General features: G+C 73.3%; 14 protein-coding genes. 7 read left to right on the forward strand and 7 right to left on the reverse strand.

The window, feature by feature from the left end; translation table 11 throughout:
* The first annotated feature begins 48 nt into the window (after positions 1–48).
* Genes ACWEPL_RS24820 through ACWEPL_RS24835 form a run of 4 tightly spaced genes read left to right on the forward strand, consistent with a single transcriptional unit; the run spans position 49 to position 4081 of the window.
* Positions 49–537 carry a (2Fe-2S)-binding protein gene (locus ACWEPL_RS24820; protein ID WP_350727750.1) on the forward strand — a complete coding sequence of 163 codons (489 nt, stop codon included), beginning with the start codon at positions 49–51 and terminating at the stop codon, positions 535–537.
* The gene (locus ACWEPL_RS24825) at positions 534–1502 is read left to right on the forward strand and encodes an FAD binding domain-containing protein (RefSeq protein ID WP_363974629.1); all 969 of its coding nucleotides are present in this window, start codon (positions 534–536) and stop codon (positions 1500–1502) included. Before ACWEPL_RS24820 ends, ACWEPL_RS24825 begins: the two co-directional genes overlap by 4 nt.
* Positions 1499–3529 (forward strand): xanthine dehydrogenase family protein molybdopterin-binding subunit, encoded by a 2031-nt coding sequence (locus ACWEPL_RS24830; RefSeq protein WP_452437553.1) that lies wholly within the window; start codon positions 1499–1501, stop codon positions 3527–3529. The genes ACWEPL_RS24825 and ACWEPL_RS24830 overlap by 4 nt, the downstream gene beginning before the upstream one ends.
* Before the next feature lie 30 nt (positions 3530–3559).
* Positions 3560–4081, forward strand: coding sequence for a DUF6328 family protein (locus ACWEPL_RS24835; RefSeq protein WP_452437554.1), 522 nt, complete (start codon positions 3560–3562; stop codon positions 4079–4081).
* Here the strand turns inward: ACWEPL_RS24835 and ACWEPL_RS24840 are convergent.
* The 7 genes from ACWEPL_RS24840 to ACWEPL_RS24870 form a co-directional block, all read right to left on the reverse strand.
* On the reverse strand, positions 4030–4347 hold the full coding sequence (locus ACWEPL_RS24840) for a cation:proton antiporter (protein ID WP_350727754.1): 318 nt from the start codon (positions 4345–4347) through the stop codon (positions 4030–4032). The genes ACWEPL_RS24835 and ACWEPL_RS24840 overlap by 52 nt on opposite strands.
* Positions 4344–4604: a monovalent cation/H+ antiporter complex subunit F gene (locus ACWEPL_RS24845; RefSeq protein ID WP_185074016.1), complete on the reverse strand. Its 261-nt coding sequence runs from the start codon at positions 4602–4604 to the stop codon at positions 4344–4346. The genes ACWEPL_RS24840 and ACWEPL_RS24845 overlap by 4 nt, the downstream gene beginning before the upstream one ends.
* A complete protein-coding gene (locus ACWEPL_RS24850) occupies positions 4601–5104 on the reverse strand; it encodes a Na+/H+ antiporter subunit E (protein WP_350727756.1) in 504 nt (167 codons plus the stop codon). The genes ACWEPL_RS24845 and ACWEPL_RS24850 overlap by 4 nt, the downstream gene beginning before the upstream one ends.
* On the reverse strand, positions 5101–6651 hold the full coding sequence (locus ACWEPL_RS24855; protein ID WP_452437555.1) for a Na+/H+ antiporter subunit D: 1551 nt from the start codon (positions 6649–6651) through the stop codon (positions 5101–5103). Before ACWEPL_RS24855 ends, ACWEPL_RS24850 begins: the two co-directional genes overlap by 4 nt.
* Entirely contained in the window at positions 6639–7424 is a 786-nt protein-coding gene (locus tag ACWEPL_RS24860; RefSeq protein WP_452437596.1) for a Na(+)/H(+) antiporter subunit C, read from the reverse strand. Before ACWEPL_RS24860 ends, ACWEPL_RS24855 begins: the two co-directional genes overlap by 13 nt.
* A 35-nt stretch (positions 7425–7459) precedes the next feature.
* Positions 7460–10186: a Na+/H+ antiporter subunit A gene (locus tag ACWEPL_RS24865; protein ID WP_452437556.1), complete on the reverse strand. Its 2727-nt coding sequence runs from the start codon at positions 10184–10186 to the stop codon at positions 7460–7462.
* 137 nt (positions 10187–10323) lie between these two features.
* Entirely contained in the window at positions 10324–11730 is a 1407-nt protein-coding gene (locus ACWEPL_RS24870; RefSeq protein WP_452437557.1) for an alpha/beta hydrolase, read from the reverse strand.
* A 310-nt stretch (positions 11731–12040) separates the two neighbouring features.
* Here ACWEPL_RS24870 and ACWEPL_RS24875 point away from each other — a divergent pair, with 310 nt between their 5' ends.
* The 3 genes from ACWEPL_RS24875 to ACWEPL_RS24885 are packed head-to-tail and all read left to right on the forward strand — an operon-like array spanning position 12041 to position 18920.
* Positions 12041–13642, forward strand: coding sequence for a TIGR02677 family protein (locus ACWEPL_RS24875; RefSeq protein ID WP_452437558.1), 1602 nt, complete (start codon positions 12041–12043; stop codon positions 13640–13642).
* Positions 13639–14847, forward strand: a complete 1209-nt coding sequence (locus tag ACWEPL_RS24880; RefSeq protein ID WP_363974604.1) for a TIGR02678 family protein — start codon at positions 13639–13641, stop codon at positions 14845–14847. The genes ACWEPL_RS24875 and ACWEPL_RS24880 overlap by 4 nt, the downstream gene beginning before the upstream one ends.
* On the forward strand, positions 14844–18920 hold the full coding sequence (locus ACWEPL_RS24885; protein WP_452437559.1) for a TIGR02680 family protein: 4077 nt from the start codon (positions 14844–14846) through the stop codon (positions 18918–18920). The genes ACWEPL_RS24880 and ACWEPL_RS24885 overlap by 4 nt, the downstream gene beginning before the upstream one ends.

The following is an 18920-nucleotide window of genomic DNA, read 5'->3' on the forward strand; positions in this document are numbered from 1 at the left end:
TACCGCCCTCAGAGATTGCCTCGTCTGGAGGTCGGGTAGTCGTGCGCCATGGACATCACCCTGAAGGTGAACGGATCGTCACATTCTGTGCACGTAGACCCTCGGATGTCGCTGCTCGACCTGCTCCGGGAACGGCTGGGGCTGATCGGCGCCAAGAAGGGCTGCGACCACGGCCAGTGCGGGGCCTGCACGGTGCTGATCGACGGGCGGCGGGCCAACTCCTGCCTGGCGCTGGCGGTGGCGATGGACGGCTCGGAGATCGTCACCGTCGAGGGGCTGATGGAGGGTGACGAGCTGCATCCGCTGCAGGCCGCGTTCATCGAGCACGACGCCTTCCAGTGCGGCTACTGCACGCCGGGGCAGCTCTGCTCGGCGGTGGGGATGCTGGGCGAGCAGGGCCCGAGCGCGATCACCGGCGATCTCCGCGAGGACCCCGGCCTGACGCCGGAGGAGATCAGGGAGCGCATGAGCGGCAACCTGTGCCGCTGCGGCGCCTACGTCAACATCGTCAGCGCCATCGCCGAGGTCGCGCCGTGAAACTCTTCGAATACACCAGGGCGGGCAGCGCGGCGGACGCGGTGCGCAGGTTCGGGCCGGGCGCCATGTACCTGGGCGGTGGCACCAACCTGGTGGACCTCATGCGGCTGGGCGTGGCCGAGCCGGACCGCCTGGTGGACGTCGGCAAGCTGCCGCTCGACGCCATCGAGCAGACCGGCGACCGGCTCCGGGTCGGCGCCGCCGTGCGCAACAGCGATCTGGCGCTCCACCCTCTGGTGCGCTCCCGCTACCCGATGCTGGCCCGGGCGGTGCTGTCCGGCGCCTCCGGCCAGGTGCGCAACATGGCCACGGTGGCCGGCAACCTGCTGCAGCGCACCCGCTGCCCGTACTTCCAGGATGTGACCCGGCCGTGCAACAAGCGCCAGCCCGGCTCCGGTTGCCCGGCCATCGAGGGCGACCACACGAACCTGGCGATCCTCGGCACCTCGCACGCCTGCGTGGCCACCCATCCGTCGGACATGGCGGTCGCGCTGGCCGCGCTGGAGGCCGAAGTGCACGTCACCGGCCAGGGCGGTGACAAGGTCGTCCCGATGCCGGGGCTGCACCGGCTGCCGGGCGACGCGCCCGAGCGGGACACCGTGCTGGAGCCGGGTGACCTGATCACCGCCGTGGAGCTGCCCGCGCCGCCGCCGGGCGCCTCGCTCTACCGCAAGGTACGCGAGCGGGCGTCGTTCGCCTTCGCCCTCGTGTCCATCGCCGCCGTGCTCGACGTCCGCGACGGCACCGTCACCGGCTGCCGCATCGCGCTCGGCGGCGTGGCCCACGCGCCGTGGCGGGCCGAACGCGCCGAGCAGGTCCTCGTCGGCGGCCCGGCGACCGGTGAGGCGTTCCGCACCGCCGCCGAGGCCGAGCTGGAACAGGCCCGTCCGCTCCCGCGCAACGACTTCAAGGTGCCGCTGACCCGCAATCTGATCGTCCGCACGCTTGAGGAGCTGACGCCGTGAACCGCGTCGAGGGCCGCGTCAAAGTCGCCGGGCTGGCCACGTACGCCGCCGAATACCCGGTCGAGGGAGTCACCTACGCCTATCCCGTGCAGTCGCGGATCGCCAAGGGCCGCATCAGGCGCATCGACGTCCGTGACGCGCTCGCCATGCCCGGCGCGCTGGCCGTGCTGTCCAGCGAGGACCCGCCCCAGTTGGGCCCGGCCGCCGAGGGCGAGCTGGCGCTGTTCCAGAGCAGGGAGATCGCCTATCGCGGCCAGTTCGTGGCAGCCGCCGTGGCCGACACCTACGAGAACGCCCGCGCCGCCGCCGACGCGATCGTCGTCGAGTACGAGCAGGACATCCACGACGTGGCCCTGCGCGCCGACCACCCCAACCTGTACCAGCCGGAGACCGTCAACCCCGGCTTCCCGTCCGACACCGTGAAAGGCGACGTCGAAGCCGGGCTCAACGCGGCCGAGACCGTCATCGACGTGACCTACACGACCCCCGTCCTGCACAACAACCCGATGGAGCCGCACGCCGCCCTGGCGCTGTGGGACGGCGAGGGCAGGCTGCTGGTGTACGACACCACGCAGGGCACGTCCGCGAGCCGCGACCTCATCGCCCGGACCCTCGGCGTGTCCAGTGAGCAGGTGCGGGTGGTGTCCCGGCACGTCGGCGGCGGCTTCGGCTCGAAAGGCACCTCCAGGCCCCAGGCCGTGCTGGCCGCCCTGGCCGCCAGGGCCGTCGGCCGGCCCGTCAAGATCGTGCTGACCAGGCAGCAGATGTTCGACGTCACCGGCTACCGCACGCCCACGATCCAGCGGCTGCGGCTCGGCGCGGACGCCGACGGCCGGCTCACGGCGCTGGAGCACGTGGCCTACGAGCAGAGCTCGACGCTGGTGGAGTTCGCCGAGCAGACCACGACCCCGGCCCGCGTCATGTACGCCACGCCCGCGCTGCGCACGGCGCACCGGCTGGTCCGGCTGGACGTCGCCACCCCGTCGTGGATGCGCGCCCCCGGCGAGTGCCCCGGCATGTACGCGCTGGAGTCCGCCATGGACGAGCTGGCCTGCGCCGCCGGCATCGACCCGATCGAGCTGCGCGTCCGCAACGAGCCGGAGACGGAGCCGGACAGCGGCCTGCCGTTCAGCTCCCGCAACCTGGTCGCCTGCCTGCGCGAGGGCGCCCGCCGCTTCGGCTGGGACCGGCGCGACCCCGAGCCGGAACGCCACCGGGAGGGCGAGTGGCTGGTCGGCACCGGCGTGGCCGCCTCCACCTATCCGGCCAGGCGCAGCCCGTCGAAGGCCGTCGTCACCATGCGGGAGGGCGACTTCCTCGTCCAGGTGGCCGCCGCCGACATCGGCACGGGCGCGCGTACCGCGCTGACCGGGATCGCGGCCGGCGCGCTGGGCGTCGCGCCCGACCGGGTGCACGTCGAGCTGGGCGACAGCGACCTGCCGGACGCCCCGCTCGCGGGCGGCTCCATGGGCACGGCCTCGTGGGGCTCGGCGGTCGTGCGCGCCTGCGAGCACCTCAAGGTGAACGGCACGGTGGGCCGCGCCGACACCACCGAGGAGGTCGCGCGGGACGCGGAGCTGGCCAGGCACGCGTTCGGCGCCCAGTTCGCCGAGGTGCGGGTCAACGCCGTGACGGGCGAGGTACGGGTGTCGCGCCTGCTCGGCGTCTTCGCCGCCGGGCACATCCTGGACGCGGAGCTGGCCAGGTCGCAGTTCATCGGGGGCATGACGATGGGCATGGGGATGGCGTTGATGGAGGAGACGTACACCGACGAGGAGTTCGGCGGCTTCCTCCGGCGCGACCTGGCCCAGTACCACGTGCCCGCCTGCGCCGACGTGGAGCGGATCGAGGCGGTCTGGCTGGACGAGGAGGACGACGACCTCAACCCCATGGGCAGCAAGGGCATCGGCGAGATCGGCATCGTCGGCACGGCCGCCGCCGTCGGCAACGCCGTGCACCACGCCATCGGCCACCGCGTGCGCGATCTGCCCATCACCCCGGCCAAGATCCTGCGGGCGAGGTTTTAGCGCGCCCCGCCGAGGAAGGAGAAGTCTCTCGTGCCGGAGTCGGGAGGCGGCGTGAAGAACGAGTCGGATCAGGAGCGCGCGGACCGGAACTTCGTGGAGCTCTTACAAGGTGCGCGCGTGGCGGTGACCGGAGTGCAGGTGCTGTTCGCGTTCCTGCTCACCGTGCCCTTCTCGGCCGGTTTCGGCAAGCTGGACCAGCCCGACCGGTGGCTGTTCTACCTGGCGCTGGTCAGCGCGGCGGTCGCGTCCATCTGCTACATCGCGCCGACCGCCCAGCACCGCGTGCTGTTCCGGCAGGGGCGCAAGGAGACCCTGGTACGGCGCTCCAACCTCTACGGCATCGTCGGCGCGCTCGCGCTGGCCGTGTCCATGGCGACGGCCACCATGCTCGTGATCGACTACCTGTTCGGCCCCGCGCTGGGCTGGACCACCGGCGGGATCCTGGCCGCGCTGGCCCTGTGGACCTGGTTCGGCCAGGCGGCGCTCAACCGCTCGGACGATCAGTCCTCCGAGGGGAGCTCGGTGTCGTCGTCCGCGCGCTCGCGCGAGTAGGCGCCCCGCCCCACCATGTACGCCGCGACCGACACGGTGATCACCTGGGAGATGCCCGCCAGCAGCAGCGGCCCGGCGTTCGCCCAGGTGGGCCGGTGCAGCCACATGGCCAGCAGCACCAGCAGCACGCCGAGCACCTGCGGTTTGGTGCCCGCGTGCATGCGGTCCAGCGTGGTGCGGAACCGGACGAGCCCGGCCCCGGCCGACAGCGCCAGCGTCGCGCCCAGCAGCAGGCAGGCCGCAGCCGCAATGTCGAGCCAGCTCATCGGGACCTCCCCGAGAAGAAGCGGGCCAGCGACACGGACCCGACGAACCCCAGCAACGACAGCACCAGCAGGATCGGCAGGTCCGAATAGTCGTCCCTGACCACGGCGAACGCCCCGACGCCGCACATGCACAGCGACGTCATCACGTCGACCGCGACCGCCCGGTCCAGCATCGTGGGACCGCGCGCCACCCGGTAGAGCGTGGCCGCCGCCGCGCATCCGAGCAGCCCCAGCGTCACGAGGTACACCACGGTCACGGCAGCTCCTCCCGGTCCCGCCGGGTGCCGAACGCCGCCACGATGCGCGACTCCAGCCCGGCCACGTCCGCCCGCACCGCCTCGGCGACGTCTCCCGGACGTCCCAGCACGTGCAGGTCCAGCTCGCGCTCCTCGGGGTAGGCCTCCACGACGAGGCTGCCGGGCACGGTCGACAGCGCCACCATGATCATCACGGTCATGGACTCCGACGACGTGCGCAGCCGTACCCGGACGATCTGGGTGGGCGGCACGCCGGGCCGCACCACCCAGACCACCACCCGCACGGTCGAGACCACCAGGTCCCGGCCGAACCAGAGCAGGAAGTCCACCAGCGCCACCGGATGGACCCTGATGCCCGGGTCGAGAACGGGCAGCGGCAGCAGCCACGTCACCACCAGCGCGACCGCCAGCCCGCCCAGCACGTTGCCGGCCGAAAGCTCGCCCCACAACGTCACCCACACCACCGCCAGCCAGGCGATCAGCGCCAGTCGCGGCTTCACGGCCGCCCTCCGAGCACGGCCGTGACGTACGGCTCGCGGGCCATCAGCTCGGCGGCGGCCCGGTGCGTGAACGCCGACAGCGGCCCGGCCAGCACCGTGAACGACAGCCCCATCGCGACCAGCGCCGCCACCGCCGCCGTCAGCGTCCCCGGGACGGCAGTCGTGGTGACGGTCGGGTCCTCGCCGGTGTACTCCTCGCTCTCCACGACCGTGCCCGCCCGCACGGCCCGCGGGCCCCGCCAGAACGCCTTGCTCCACGTCTGGGCCACGGCGTACAGGGTGAGCAGGCTCGTCACCAGGCCCCCGGCCACGAGGGCGACGGGCAGCGGGCGGCCGTCGGCCAGGCCCGCCTGCACCAGCATCAGCTTGCCGAGGAAGCCGGACATGGGCGGGATGCCCGACAGGTTCATGGCGGGCACGAAGAACAGCACGGCCAGCAGCGGCGCGGTCGTCATCAGGCCGCCGAGCCCGTTCACCGAGGTGGTGCCGGTGCGCCGCTCCACCAGCCCGGTCACCAGGAACAGGGTCGTCTGCACGGTGATGTGGTGCACCACGTAGAAGATCGCTCCGGCCAGCCCGGCCACCGTGGACAGGCCGACGCCGAACACCATGTAGCCGATGTGGCTGACCAGCGTGAACGAGAGCATGCGCTTGAGGTCGGTCTGCGCGACCGCGCCCAGCACGCCCGTCAGCATCGTGGCCAGCGCCACCCACATGAGCAGCGTCGACACCGGCCCGCCCGGGAACAGCAGCGCCTCCAGACGGATGATCGAGTAGACGCCGACCTTGGTCAGCAGGCCGGCGAACACGGCCGTGGCCGGGGCGGGCGCGGTGGGATAGGAGTCCGGCAGCCAGGCCGACATGGGGAAGATCGCCGCCTTGATGCCGAACGCCAGCAGCAGCGTCAGCTCCACCAGCAGCGCCACCTGCACGGGCAACGTGGCGAACCGCTCGGCGAGCTGCGCCATCGACAGCGTCCCGGTGGCCGCGTACGTGACTCCCAGCGCGATCAGGAACAACATCGACGAAGCCAGGGCCATCAGCGTGTACGTGGCGCCCGCCCGGATCCTGGACTCGGTGCCGCCGAAGGTGAGCAGCACGTAGGAGCCGCTCAGCAGCAGCTCGAACGCCACGTACAGGTTGAACAGGTCACCCGACAGGAACGCGTCCGCCACTCCGGCCACCATGACCAGGAACGCCGGATGGAAGATCGCCATGGGGGCGTCGTGCTCCTGCGCGGCGTAGGCGTTGGCGACCGAGTACACCATGACGCAGAACGTCACCGCCGACGACACCAGCAGCACCAGCGTGGACAGGCGGTCGGCCACCAGGCAGATGCCGACGGGCGCCGGCCAGCCGCCCAGCTCGGTGACCAGCGGGCCGCGGGTGTCGGCGGCGACCAGCAGCAGCGCCGAGACGACGACCGAGACGGCGAGCGTGACCAGGCTGATGAGCGACTGCAGCCGGCGCAGCCGCCCGCCGATCGCCAGCTTCACGCCGGCGGCCAGGAGCGGCAGCAGCACGGGCACGCAGATCAGCCTCTCCACGGGGTCAGTCCTCGCCTTCCAGCTCGGGATCCTGCGCGAGGGCCTGGCGCTCCCGCTCCTCCCTGATGGCCGCCCGCATCTGCCTGCGCGCCTCCCGCTGCCGTGCCTTGAGCTTTCTCCGCATCGCCCGCTCCCTGGCCGCCTGCTCCTCCCGCCCCCGCGTGTGCTGCTCGCGCAGCTGCTCGATGCGCTCGGCGTTGTCCAGGGCAGCCGCGTCCTCGCGCCGCCCCGCCTCCTCGAAGCGCAGGTGCACCTCCTCCTCGGTCAGCCCCTCCTGCCGCCGCTCGTGCATCCACCGTTCGAGCTCGTCGTGCACCCTGGAGATGCGCTGCTCCAGGTCGGCCTCCTGCAGCCGCTCGCGCTCGGCCTGCTCGGCCGCGAGCTTGGCCAGCTCGGCGCGCTGCTCGGCGACCAGCCGCCGGTAGGCGTCCCGCCGGGCGCGCACGGCGTCGCTCAGCTCGCCGCGCCGGGCGCAGCCGTACGCGGCGGTCCTCGGTGTCGTCCTGGACCTCGTCGCTCCCGGACAGCTGCCACGACCGGTGCGCCAGGGCCAGCAGGAACGCCGTCACCCCCAGGGTGATCACGATCGCGGTGAGCACCATGGCCTGCGGCAGCGGGTCGGCCCGCCCGCGGACGTCCACGAAGGGCGGGCCGCCCGGGTCGCCGCCCGCGGTGACGATCAGCAGGTTGACGCCGTTGCCCAGGAGCACGACGCCGGCCAGCACCCGTACCAGGCTCCGCTCCAGCAGGAGCGTGACCCCGGTGGCGACCATCGCGAAGCAGGCCAGGAAGGGCAGCAGGGTGACGGTCACATGCTCTCCTGCCGGTCCAGCTCGGCGCCGAGGGAGCGCAGGATGTCCTGGACCATGCCGACGACGGACACGTACACGCCGAGGTCGAACAGCAGCCCCGTGGACACGTGCAGGTGCCCGGCCAGGGGCACGCTCACGTCCACGGTCAGCAGGTCGAGCGCCGCCCGCCCGAACACCAGCCCGATCAGCGCCGTGGCCGCCGACAGCGTGAGCCCGGCGCCCATGAGCACCCCGGCGTGCACCGGGAGAGCGGCGGCCAGCTCGTTCCGCCCGCCCGCCAGGTAGCGCACGGTGATCGCCAGCCCGGCCACGATGCCGCCGGCGAACCCGCCGCCGACCTCGCTGTGCCCGATGAACAGCAGGAACACCGAGAGCACCAGGACCGTGTGGAACGTCAGCCGGGCGACCACCTCGAACGCCAGCGCCCGCTGCCCGCGCGGCAGCGTGGCCGACAGCCAGCGGGTCCGCTCGGCGGGCGGCCCCGCGACCGGCTCGATGTGGTACGACCTGCGCCGCAGGAACACCAGGCTCGTCACGCCCAGGGTCAGCACGACGAGCACCGTGCTCTCGCCCATGGTGTCCCAGGCGCGCAGGTCGACGATGAGGGCGCTGACGATGTTCCTGGCGCCGGCCTGCCCGGCGGCCGCCTCCAGGTGCGCGCCGACCGGCTCGGCGGTCCGCGCGCCCATCGCCAGCATGCCCGCGCCCGTGACCACCACCCCCACGGCCAGCCCGAGCGCCATCCTGAACGGGAACGGCAGCCGCCCCCTGACCGGGCCGAGCGGCAGCCGCCGCAGCACCAGCGCGAACATGACCAGGCTCACCGTCTCGGCCAGGAACTGGGTGAGCGCCAGGTCGGGCGAGCCGTGCGCCAGGAACAGCAGCGCCGTGCCGTACCCGGTGAGGCCGACGACCAGGGCCAGCAGGATGAACGCGCGGGCGAAGAGCGCCAGCACGGCCGCCGCCACCGTCAGGACGGCGACGACGGGCTGCTCGGGGCGCTGCCAGAGGACGACGGGCACGCCGAGGTGGGGCGGGCCGCCGGAGGCGAGGGAGAACACGCCGACGCCGACCGCGGCCAGCAGGGTGAGCGTCAGGTAGTCGGGTACGGACCCGCGCTGGATGAAGCCGGTGAGCTGGATGGCGAAGCGGTCGAGCCGCTGCACGAGCGCCCAGAAGACCTGCCCGGAGTCGACCACGTGCAGCGCCGCCCCCGCCCTGGCCACCGGTTCCCTGGCCAGGAACAGCGTCACCCCGGCCGCCACCGACACCGCCGACAGCAGGAGCGGCAGGGTGAAGCCACCCCACGCCGCCAGATGGACTTCATGCCCCTTAATGCGAAATGTCCCGATATATCCAGAAAAGGCGGAGGCGAACCACCCGGCGAACGGCGTCAGGACCAGCCCGAGCAGCGACAGCAGCGCGGCAGGTCCCGTCATGGCCGCGGGCATGCGATGCGTCTGCCGCGCCACCACCCCCGGCTTGTCGCAGAACGCGCCCCACAGGAACCGCAGCGTGTACGCCGCCGTCAACGCCGACCCGGCCACCACGCCCGCCAGCACGACCGGAGCGCCCATGAGCGCCTCCAGCGCGGCCTCCTTGCCCGCGAACCCCGCCAGCGGCGGCAGCCCCGCCATCGACGCCCCCGCCAGCACCGCGACCCCGCACACCCACGGCATCGACCGGCCGACCCCGCTCAGCTCGCGCAGGTCGCGGGTGCCCGCCGCGTGATCGACGATGCCCACCACCAGGAACAGCGCGGCCTTGAACAGCGCGTGCGCCAGCAGCATGCCCGCGCCGGCCAGCGCCGCGCCTCCGTCGCCCGAGCCGAACAGCACCGTGAGGAAGCCGAGCTGGCCGACCGTGCCGTAGGCGAGCAGCCGCTTGAGATCCGTCTCGCGCAGCGCCCGCCACCCGCCCAGCACCATCGTGACCAGGCCGAGCGGGACCGCCACCGCCCGCCAGACCGTCAGGTCCCCGAGCGCGGGGCCGAGCCTGGCCAGCAGGTACACGCCGGCCTTCACCATGGCGGCCGCGTGCAGGTAGGCCGAGACGGGGGTGGGGGCGGCCATGGCGGCCGGCAGCCACATGCTGAACGGGAAGATCGCCGACTTCGACAGCGCGCCGGCCAGGATGAGGACGACGGCGACGGGGCCCGCGTGGGGCGGGTGCGCGACGATGTCCGAGACGCGGTACGTGCCCGCGGCCTGCCCGAGCAGGACGAACCCCGCCAGCATGGCCAGGCCGCCGGACGTGGTGACCATCAGCGCCTTCATGGCGGCCTGCCTGCTCAGCCTGCTCTCGGGGTCGTACCCGATGAGCAGGTAGGAGAAGACGGTGGTCAGCTCCCAGAAGACGTACAGCAGGAGCAGGTCGTCGGCCGCCACCAGCCCCAGCATCGACCCGGCGAAGCCCGTCATGAAGCAGCCGTAGCGCCCGAGCCCCTTGTCGTCCTGGCTGAAGTAGCGGGAGCTGTAGATCATGACCAGTGCGCCCACGCCGGTGACCAGCGACATCATCAGCACGGCCAATGCGTCGGCGCGGAAGGACAGCTCCAGCCCCAGCACGGGCGCCCAGGCCGCGCTCTCCTGAGGGGGCAGCCACAGCAGCACGGCGAGGAAGGCGATGCCCGGAGGAAGGGCGAGCACGGCCAGGGACGTGCGCCTGACCAGCCAGGGAGCGCACACCGCCGCCACCGCGTGCAGGACCAGCAGCGACTCCATGGGCTCCTCGGGAGGGACTTTTCCGGCTACGTCCGCCAATCTCTCCCGGCACGGCACGCGCGCTCCGCAGGCGCGACCGTGGTTGACCCGAACGACACCAGTCCCACACCGTGGTGTGGGACTGGGAAAACCGCGACTCACACCTTGGCGGAGCAGGCTCCGGGCCGCGGCGGGACGATCGTGATCAGGTAGCGGTCGATCTGCTTCTCCACACAGCTCGAACCGCCGCTGTACGCGGTGTGCCCGTCGGCGTCGTTGGTCAGCAGCACGCCCTTCGACAGCTGGGACGCCAGCGCCTTCGCCAGGCCGTACGGCGTGGCCGGGTCGCGGGTCGTGCCCACCACCACGATCGGCGGCGAGCCCTGGGCCCGCACCTTCTTGGCGAACCTGGTGCCCTTGACCGGCCAGTACGGGCAGCGCGACTCGGGGTGGTCGAGGCAGTTGATCGCCATGAGCGCCTCGTACCGGTTGTCGTAGCTGCCGTCGGCCCGCCGGCCGTTGTAGTCGTCGGCGAGCAGCAGCAGCTTCGTGCCGTCGCCCTTGAACGCGTCCGCCAGCGCGACCCGCAACGTCGGCCAGTAGGCCACCGCGTAGAGGGCGTTCATGACGCCGGTCCGCGCGACGGCCTCGCTGACCTGCCGGCCGTCGTAGGTGTTGCGCAGCGGCGCCTGGTCGGCCCGCTTGTACAGCGCGTCCAGCCGCTTCCAGGCCGCGCTGACGGAGTGCTTCTTGAACGGGCAGTCCTTGGCCCTGAAGCAGTCGCGCATGAATGACTCGGTCGCCACCTGGAAGCCCTTGGCCTGTGACCGGGCGAACTCGATGCCGGTCTGGTTCGGGTTCTCGGCCCCGTCGAGCACCATGGCGCGGATCCTCGTGGGGAACAGGTCGGCGTACCTGGCGCCGAGGTAGGTGCCGTACGACCAGCCGAGGTACGTCAGCCGCCGCTCGCCCAGCGCGGCCCGCATCACGTCCATGTCCCTGGCGGCCTCGCCGGTGCCGACGTGTGCGAGGAGCTGCTTGCCCGCGTTCTTCGCGCAGGCGCCGGCGAACGCCTTGGCCCACTGCTTGGCCTGCTTGACCTCGGTGCGGTTGTCGGGCGTCGGGTCGGTGGCGAAGAGCGCGTCGAGGCCCAGCGTGCCGAGGCAGCGCACGGGAGCCGAGGCGCCCACGCCGCGCGGGTCGAAGCTGACCACGTCGAACCGCTGCCTGAGAGAAGGGGACACCATGGTCTTGGCGGCCTTCAACGAATCGACGCCGGAGATGCCCGGGCCGCCGAAGTTGAGCACGATCGACCCGATCTTCTTTCCGGTGGCGCGCAACCGGACCAGGCTGATCTTGATCTGCCTGCCGCCGGGCTTCGAATAGTCGAGCGGGACCCGCAATTTCCCGCATTCATATCCGTTGCCACAGGAGGACCAGGCCACCCGCTGACCGTAATAAGCGTCGAGCCCGCCGGGCCCGGTCGCCCGCGCCGGCCCGGCGAGACCGGCGGCGGCGATCAAGCCTGCGATGGCGGGCGAAATGATGGTGATTAGACGTCGCATGAATAGAACGTGAATGTGAAAGCTTGCGGCGGCCTTTAAGGGCGCTGGAATAGATCGTCTGCAAGCGCGAATTCGGGGCTCGCCCATGCGCCGCCCTCGACAAGGTAATCGCATGGTAGTGCTCGGACGCCGAATCGCGCCGATTCCGCGTCAGGCGCGGGGACGTGTCGTACCGAACCCCGCCATCCCGGCCCCCGTTCCCATGCGCGCGCCGTGCCCTCGGTGATCCTCGCGCAAACCGGGGTCGGGTCATGAGGGCTTCCCGCTACGGTTGCGCGCGTGGAAATCGTGCGGCGAGGGGAGCGGGGCGATGGCTGAGCCGCCACGGGTGCCGCCGGAGATGTTCCGGTTCGCCACCACCGACCGGGCAGACCTGAACACCGCGGTCCTCTACGCCTTCGGCGAGGCCGGCGAGCGGCTGGAGACGGCGCTCACCGTGGAGGCGGCGCGGGAGCGGCTGCGGGCGGTGGGCTGGTACGCGCCGGTCGGCGAGCAGGAGCTGACCGCGACGCTCAAGCAGCTCGCGGGGTGGGGGCTGCTCGACGTCATCTTCAACCACGCCGGGAGCTTCGCCACCGCCGAGGAGTACGAGCGCAAGAACCTGCAGTACTCGCTGACCAGGCGCGGCGAGGCGGCCTTCGCCGGCGTACGGCACGCGATGGCGGTGCTGGCCTCCGCCGGCGCGCTGCAGACCGCGGTGCTCGACGCCATCGCCGACCGGCTGGGGGAGCTGGAGTCGCTGCTGCGCGATCCGGACCCCGGGCGCAACCGGCGGATCTTCGCGAGCCTGCGGGAGCTCGAAGGCCACCTCGACGGGCTGCGCGACAACACCAGGCAGTTCAACGGCGAGTTGCAGCGGCTGCTGCGTGTCGAGGGGACCGACCTCACCACGTTCCACGAGGTCAAGGGGGCCACCGTGGCCTACCTGCAGGAGTTCGTGAGCAATCTGGAGCAGCGCGCCGACACCATCGCCGCGGCCCTGCGCGGGGTGGCCGGGCACGGGGTCGCCGTGCTGCACGCCCGCGCGCTCGACGGGGCCGACCTGCCGGAGGCGCCGGGCACGGATCACGTCACCCCGTGGCTGGCGGAGCGGGCGGCCAGGTGGGAGGGCCTGTGCCGGTGGTTCGCGCCCGAGGACAGGCCGACCGACGGATCGGACGGCGGGCCGGACGACTGGGGGGAACCGCGGATCCGCCGGCTCCATGACGTGGCGCGGCAGGCCATCGTGTCGCTGCTCCAGGTGCTCGACCGGATCACCGACTCCCGCCGCCGCTCCTCTAGCGCCGCCGCCGACTTCCGTACACTGGCCCGCTGGTTCGCCGGCGCCCCGAGCGAGGACGACGCCCACCGGCTGTGGGACGCGGCGTTCGGGCTGGGTCCCGCCCGGCACGCGCACCTGGGGCACGCTGACGCGGAGCTGATCCCGGCCGGGGTGCCGTGGCGGGAGGCCGAGCCCGTGGAGGTGTCGGCGCTGCTGCGCTCGCGCGGGCGCACCGAGCGGATGGGCCGCACGGGCAAGGTGCGCGACGTCATCGCCCTGCGGGCCGAGCGCCAGGAACTGGCAGGCAAGGAGCGGGCCGAGCTGGAGGCCGCCTGGTCGGCGCTGGCCACCACCGGGGCGACCCGGCTGTCGCAGCTGGGGGAGCTCGACCACGACACCTTCGGACGCCTGCTCGACCTGCTCGGCAGGGCTCTGGCCGAGCGGCCCGACTCGACCGGGTTCCGGCGGGCCGTGACCTCGGACGGGCGGGTGGAGATCGTGCTGCGGGCCCCGGAGGACGGCGCGGTGGCGGTGCTGCGTACGTCGGACGGCTGGTTCCGCGGCCCTGACTACCTCATCGACGTGCGCTCCCTGGGGCTCGCCCGCGTGGGCGGCTCCCCCGCCTACCACGAGCAGGCGGCGGGCGCATGAGCAGCCTGGCCAACCAGCTCGTCAGAGCCGAGAAGGAGGAGATCGCGCGGGCGATCAGGACCCTGCTCGGCCGGCCGCTCGTGTCCCTGCACGACGACGCCGCCGCCTTCGACCTGATCAGGAAGCGGCGGCAGCCGCTGATCCAGTGGTTCGACTACTTCTGCGGCTGGCGGCTCGTGGTGGAGCCGCGCCGGGGGTACGCCCGCCTCGTCAAGGTCAGATCCGAGGCGAGCGCCACCCGGCCCGCCCGGCGCCGCCGCACCACCAGGGCCCCGTTCGACCGCCGCCGCTACACGCTGCTCTGCCTCTGCGCCGCCGAGCTGCTCACCTCGCCGGTCACCACGATCGGCATGCTCGCCCAGCGCGTGGTCCAGGCCGCCGCCGTGGAGGCGGGGGTGCCCGCGTTCGACCCGGTCAGGAGCGAGGAGCGGGCCGCGTTCGTGGACGCGCTCAAACAGCTGGAGCACTACGGCGCGATCACGGCCATGGACGGCGCGACCGACTCCTACCTCGACGACGAGGACGCCAAGGTGCTCTACCGCGTCGACACCACCCGCGTGATCAGGCTCCTCGCCGCCCCGGTGCCCCCGTCCCGCATCGCCGCCGAGGGCGACGACCCGATGGGCCGGGTGCTCGGCACGCTCACCACCGAGCCCCGCTACGGCGGCGACGAGCCGACCGAGACCCAGCGCAACCTGTGGGCCAGGCACTCCCTCATGCGCCGCCTCCTCGACGAGCCCGTCGTCTACCGCGACGAGCTGACCCCCGAGCAGTCGGCCTACGCCGCCTCGCTCACCGGCCGCCGGATCATCCGCCGCGCCGCGGAGGAGGCCGGGTTCGTGCTGGAGGAACGGGCCGAGGGCTTCCTGCTCATCGACGCCGACGCCACCGCCACGGACACCAAGTTCCCCGACGACGGAAGCCACGCCAAGGTGGCCGCCCTGCTCCTGCTCGACCTGCTCGTCTCCGCCGGTCCCGTCCGGGCCGCCCGGGTCGACGCCGAGGCCACGGAGCTGCTGCGCCGCTTCCCGCAGTGGGCCAAGGCGTACCAGTCCGACGGCGGCGGGCCGCGGCTGGCCGCCGACGCGCTGGAGGTGCTCGAACTGTTCGGGCTGGCCCGCCGCACGGGTGACCGGGTCGCCGCCCTGCCTGCCGCGGCCCGCTACCGGGTCGATCGCGGCACGGCCGTCCAGGAGGATTCATGACAGTCACGGAGCTCACCGCCGCACTCACCACCGGCACGCGTGCCGCGCAGGGCATGGACGCCCGCTGGGTGCCCGTACGCGCGGGGATCCTGAACGTGTGGCGCTACTACGACGAGGTGTTCGAGTTCCACCGGGGCAGGCTGCTGCTGCGCGGGCCCAACGGCAGCGGCAAGTCCAAGGTGCTGGAGCTGCTGCTCCCGTACGTGCTCGACGCCAGCCTCAAGCCGAGCAGGCTGTCCACGTTCGGCGGCACCGAGCGCACCATGCACTGGAACCTCATGGGCGACGGCGCCACCGGCACCACCAGGGTCGGCTACGTGTGGCTGGAGTTCCGGCACGCCGACGGGCGCTGGTTCACGTGCGGCGCCCGGCTCCAGGCCACCGTCCACACCAAGAACGTCACCGCCGCGTACTTCACGACCGAGGCCCGCGTCGACGCCCCCGACGGCATCCGGCTCACCGGCGAAGGCGGTCAGCCCCTGACCAAGGCCCAGCTCGCCGAGGAGCTCGGCACGTCGGGCCAGGTCCACGAGTCCGCCGACGCCTACCGCGCCGTCGTGCGCCAGACGCTCTACCGGGCGCTCAACGAGCAGCGCTACGACTCGCTCCTCACCGCCCTGCGCCAGCTGCGCACCCCCAAGCTCTCCGAACGCCTCGACCCGGGCCTGCTGTCCGACCTGCTGTCGAGCGCCCTGCCGCCGCTCGGCGAGGGGGAGATCCACGAGATCGCCGAGGGGTTCGAGCGGCTCGACCGGCAGCGCGAGGAGCTGCGCCTGCTCGACCGCGACGTGGAGGAGGCCGACCGGCTGGCCGGCCGCCAGCGCGGCTACGCGCAGCGGGTCCTGCGCGCCGCCGCGGCCGCGGTGACGTCCGCGGGCCACACCCTCGACTCGCTGGCGGCCGAGGCCAAGGCCAAGCGCGAGGCGCTCAAGGAGGTCGAGGGCGAGCTGAACGCCACGACCGTGCGGCTCGGGGAGGAGGAGGCGCAGGAGCTGGCGCTGGCGGCGCAGATCGACGGGCTCAAGGAGAGCGAGGCGTACCGGGCGGGCTCCGAGCTGCACCGGCTCCGCATGGAGGCGCAGGCCGCCCACGAGACGGCCGCCCTGCTCCGCGACCAGGCGGGGGCGGCGGCCCGCTCGGCCGCCGCCAAGCAGGAGCTGTCGGCGCTGGCCGAGGCCGCCGCCCGCACCGCCGCCGCGCTGTCGGAACGTTCCAGGACGGAGGCCCGCCACGCGGCCGAACGCGCCGGGCTGCTGGCCGCCCACGAGGAGTCCGACCGGGCCGGATCCGGCCCGGAGCCGGACGACGGTGATCAGGCCGTCCGCGCCGCCGACGGGGCCGGCGCCGTGCACCGGGCCCGGGAGCTGCTGCGGGCCGCCGTCACCAGCCGCGCCGCCCAGATCCGGGCGGTACGCGCCGGAGCCGTCGAGCACCAGGAGGCCATCAACCGCCGCACCGCGGCCGAGCAGGACCGCGACCGCGCCCGCGACGACCTCGCCGCCGCCCAGGCCGCCCACGACGCGGCCGAGAGCCTGCGCGACGAGCGGGCCGCCAACCTGGCCGCCGCCCTGTCCGAATGGGCGGCCGGCTGCGCGCAGCTCAAGCTCGACGCGGACGAGCTGGCGGGTCTGGCGGAGCGGTTCGAGCAGGCCGACGAGCTGGTGGGCGCCGCCCGTACGGCGGCGGCCGTCAAGCTGGCCGCCCGCGAGCAGCACCTGACCGGCCTGCGCGACAAGCTGCTGGCCGAGCGCGGCGAGCTGATCCGCGAACGCGAACGCCTCAACGACCGGACCGTTCTCGACCCGCGCGCCACGCACGCCCGCGACATGGCCGCCAGGAAGGGACGCCCGGGGGCCCCGCTGTGGCGGGCCGTGGCGTTCAGGTCGGGTCTCGACCCCGTCGCCCAGGCGGGCGTGGAGGCGGCGCTGGAGGCGGCGGGCCTGCTGGACCTGTGGCTGCGCCCGGACGGCGGGTTCGACGCGGGGGAGCACGACGCGTTCGCGGTGGCCGCGCTGGCCAAGCCCGCGCCCGGCTACAGCCTGGCCCACGTGCTGCTCACGGAGGCGGACTCCCCGGTCAAGGCCGACACGGTGCTGGCCGGCATCGCGTTCGCGCCCAGCGCGATCGGCGTCGACCACCCGGCGGTCGTCGGCGCCGACGGCACCTGGCGGCTCGGGCCCGCCGCGGGCCGCTGGGTCAAGCCCGAACCTTCCTACATCGGCGCCACCGCCCGCGAGCGCGCCAGGCGCCGCCGCGTCGCCGAGCTGGACGACCGGCTCGGCGAGCTCGCGGGCACGGTCGCCGAGTGCGACCACCTGCTCGCCGTGGTCGACGCCGACCGCGACACGCTGGCCGCCGAGCTGCGGCGCCGGCCCGCCCGGAGGCCGTACGCGGACGCGCTCGACGCGCTCGACGGGGCGGTGAAGAAGGTCGCGCTGCTCGAGGACCAGCTCAGGGCCTACGAGCAGCGCCTGCACGACCGGGAGAAGGAGGTCGGCAGGACGCTGCGGCGGCTCACCGAGCTGGCGGCCGGCCACGCCCTGCCCACCGCGCCGCCCGCGCTCGACAACCTCGAAGAGGCCCTGCGCACCGCCGAGACGACCGGCACCGCCTGGCACGACCGGCGCGCCGCCGCCCGCGCCGCCGCGGAGCGCGCCCAGCACGCCGCCGAGACCGCCGGCGAATACCAGGACCTCGCCGTCAGGGCCGTCGAACGCGCCGAGGACGCCGCGGCGGGCGCCGTCACGCTGGCGGAGAAGCTCGCGGCCGTCGAGTCCACGGTCGGCGCCGAGCACCTGCGCGTGCTGGAGCGGCTCCAGGAGACGCAGGCCGCGTACCAGACCTGCCGCCGCCTCATCCGCTCGGTCAACGACGACCTGGCCCGCATGCACGCCCGGCTCGGCGAGCTCAGGGGCGAGCTGGGCACGGCCGAGGAGAAGCACGCCGAGGCGGGGCGGGTGCGGGACGAGGTGTCCGAACGCTTCCGCAGCCTGACGGCCGGGCACCTGGCGGCGGACGCGCGGGCGACGGTCGAGCTGGCGCGCGACGCCGGGGTGCGGGCCGTGCTGGTCTCGGCCAGGGACGTCGCCGAGCAGCTCGCGGCGGTGCCGTACGAGCAGAAGAACGTCAAGGAGGCGGAGGCGCGGCTGCTCGACGCCTTCCACCACGCCAGGGAGATCCTCGCCGACCGCGCGGACCTGGAGCTGACGCCCGACGGGGACGTCCAGCTGCTGACCGCCACCGTCGCCGGCGTCCGGGCGGGGGCCGCCGCCCTCAGCGAGGCGCTGCGCAAGGAGCGCGACGAGCGGCGCTCGGACATCACGGAGGCGGAGCGGGACCTGTTCGACCGGACGCTGGCCGGAGACACGCGGCGGCACCTCGCCGACCGGATCAGGCAGGCGACCGCGCTGGTGGAGGGCATGAACCAGCGCCTCGAACGCGTCCGCACCGCCTCCCGGGTGGCCGTCCGCCTGGTGTGGCAGGTCGATCCCACGCAGTCGCCCGGCACCCGGGCCGCCCGCGACCTGCTGCTGCGCGACCCGGCCGGGCTGGACGAGGCCGACAGGGAGGCCCTGTACGTCTTCTTCAGGGACCGGGTGGAGGAGGCGCGGGCCGACAACTCGTCGGCGAGCTGGGAGGACCAGCTCATGAAGGTGCTCGACTACACGGCCTGGCACCGGTTCGTGGTCCGGCTGGACCGCGGCGACGGGCAGGGCTGGCAGGACCTCACCAGGAAGCTGCACGGGGCGCTGTCCGGCGGGGAGAAGGCGATCGCGCTGCACCTGCCGCTGTTCGCCGCCGTGGCCGCGCACTACCAGAGCGACCCGGGCTGTCCCCGGTTCATCCTGCTGGACGAGGTGTTCGTGGGGGTGGACAGGACGAACCGGGGGCAGGTGTTCGACCTGCTGGTGAACCTGGGGCTGGACCTGGTGCTCACGTCCGACCACGAGTGGTGCGAGTACCGCGAGCTCGACGGGATCGCCGTCCACCAGCTCATCACCGGCGACGGGGACGACGCGGTGACGACCGCCCGCTTCGTCTGGAACGGCTACCGTACGGTCCCGACGGAATGA

Source organism: Nonomuraea sp. NPDC004186 (assembly GCF_053603495.1).

Coding starts and splice junctions, on each gene's coding strand:
- ACWEPL_RS24820 (WP_350727750.1), top strand. CDS start 49: ATGGACATCACCCTGAAGGTGAACGGATCGTCACATTCTGTGCACGTA.
- ACWEPL_RS24870 (WP_452437557.1), bottom strand. CDS start 11,730: ATGCGACGTCTAATCACCATCATTTCGCCCGCCATCGCAGGCTTGATC.
- ACWEPL_RS24865 (WP_452437556.1), bottom strand. CDS start 10,186: ATGGAGTCGCTGCTGGTCCTGCACGCGGTGGCGGCGGTGTGCGCTCCC.
- ACWEPL_RS24840 (WP_350727754.1), bottom strand. CDS start 4,347: ATGAGCTGGCTCGACATTGCGGCTGCGGCCTGCCTGCTGCTGGGCGCG.
- ACWEPL_RS24885 (WP_452437559.1), top strand. CDS start 14,844: ATGACAGTCACGGAGCTCACCGCCGCACTCACCACCGGCACGCGTGCC.
- ACWEPL_RS24875 (WP_452437558.1), top strand. CDS start 12,041: ATGGCTGAGCCGCCACGGGTGCCGCCGGAGATGTTCCGGTTCGCCACC.
- ACWEPL_RS24880 (WP_363974604.1), top strand. CDS start 13,639: ATGAGCAGCCTGGCCAACCAGCTCGTCAGAGCCGAGAAGGAGGAGATC.
- ACWEPL_RS24860 (WP_452437596.1), bottom strand. CDS start 7,424: ATGGTCGCCACCGGGGTCACGCTCCTGCTGGAGCGGAGCCTGGTACGG.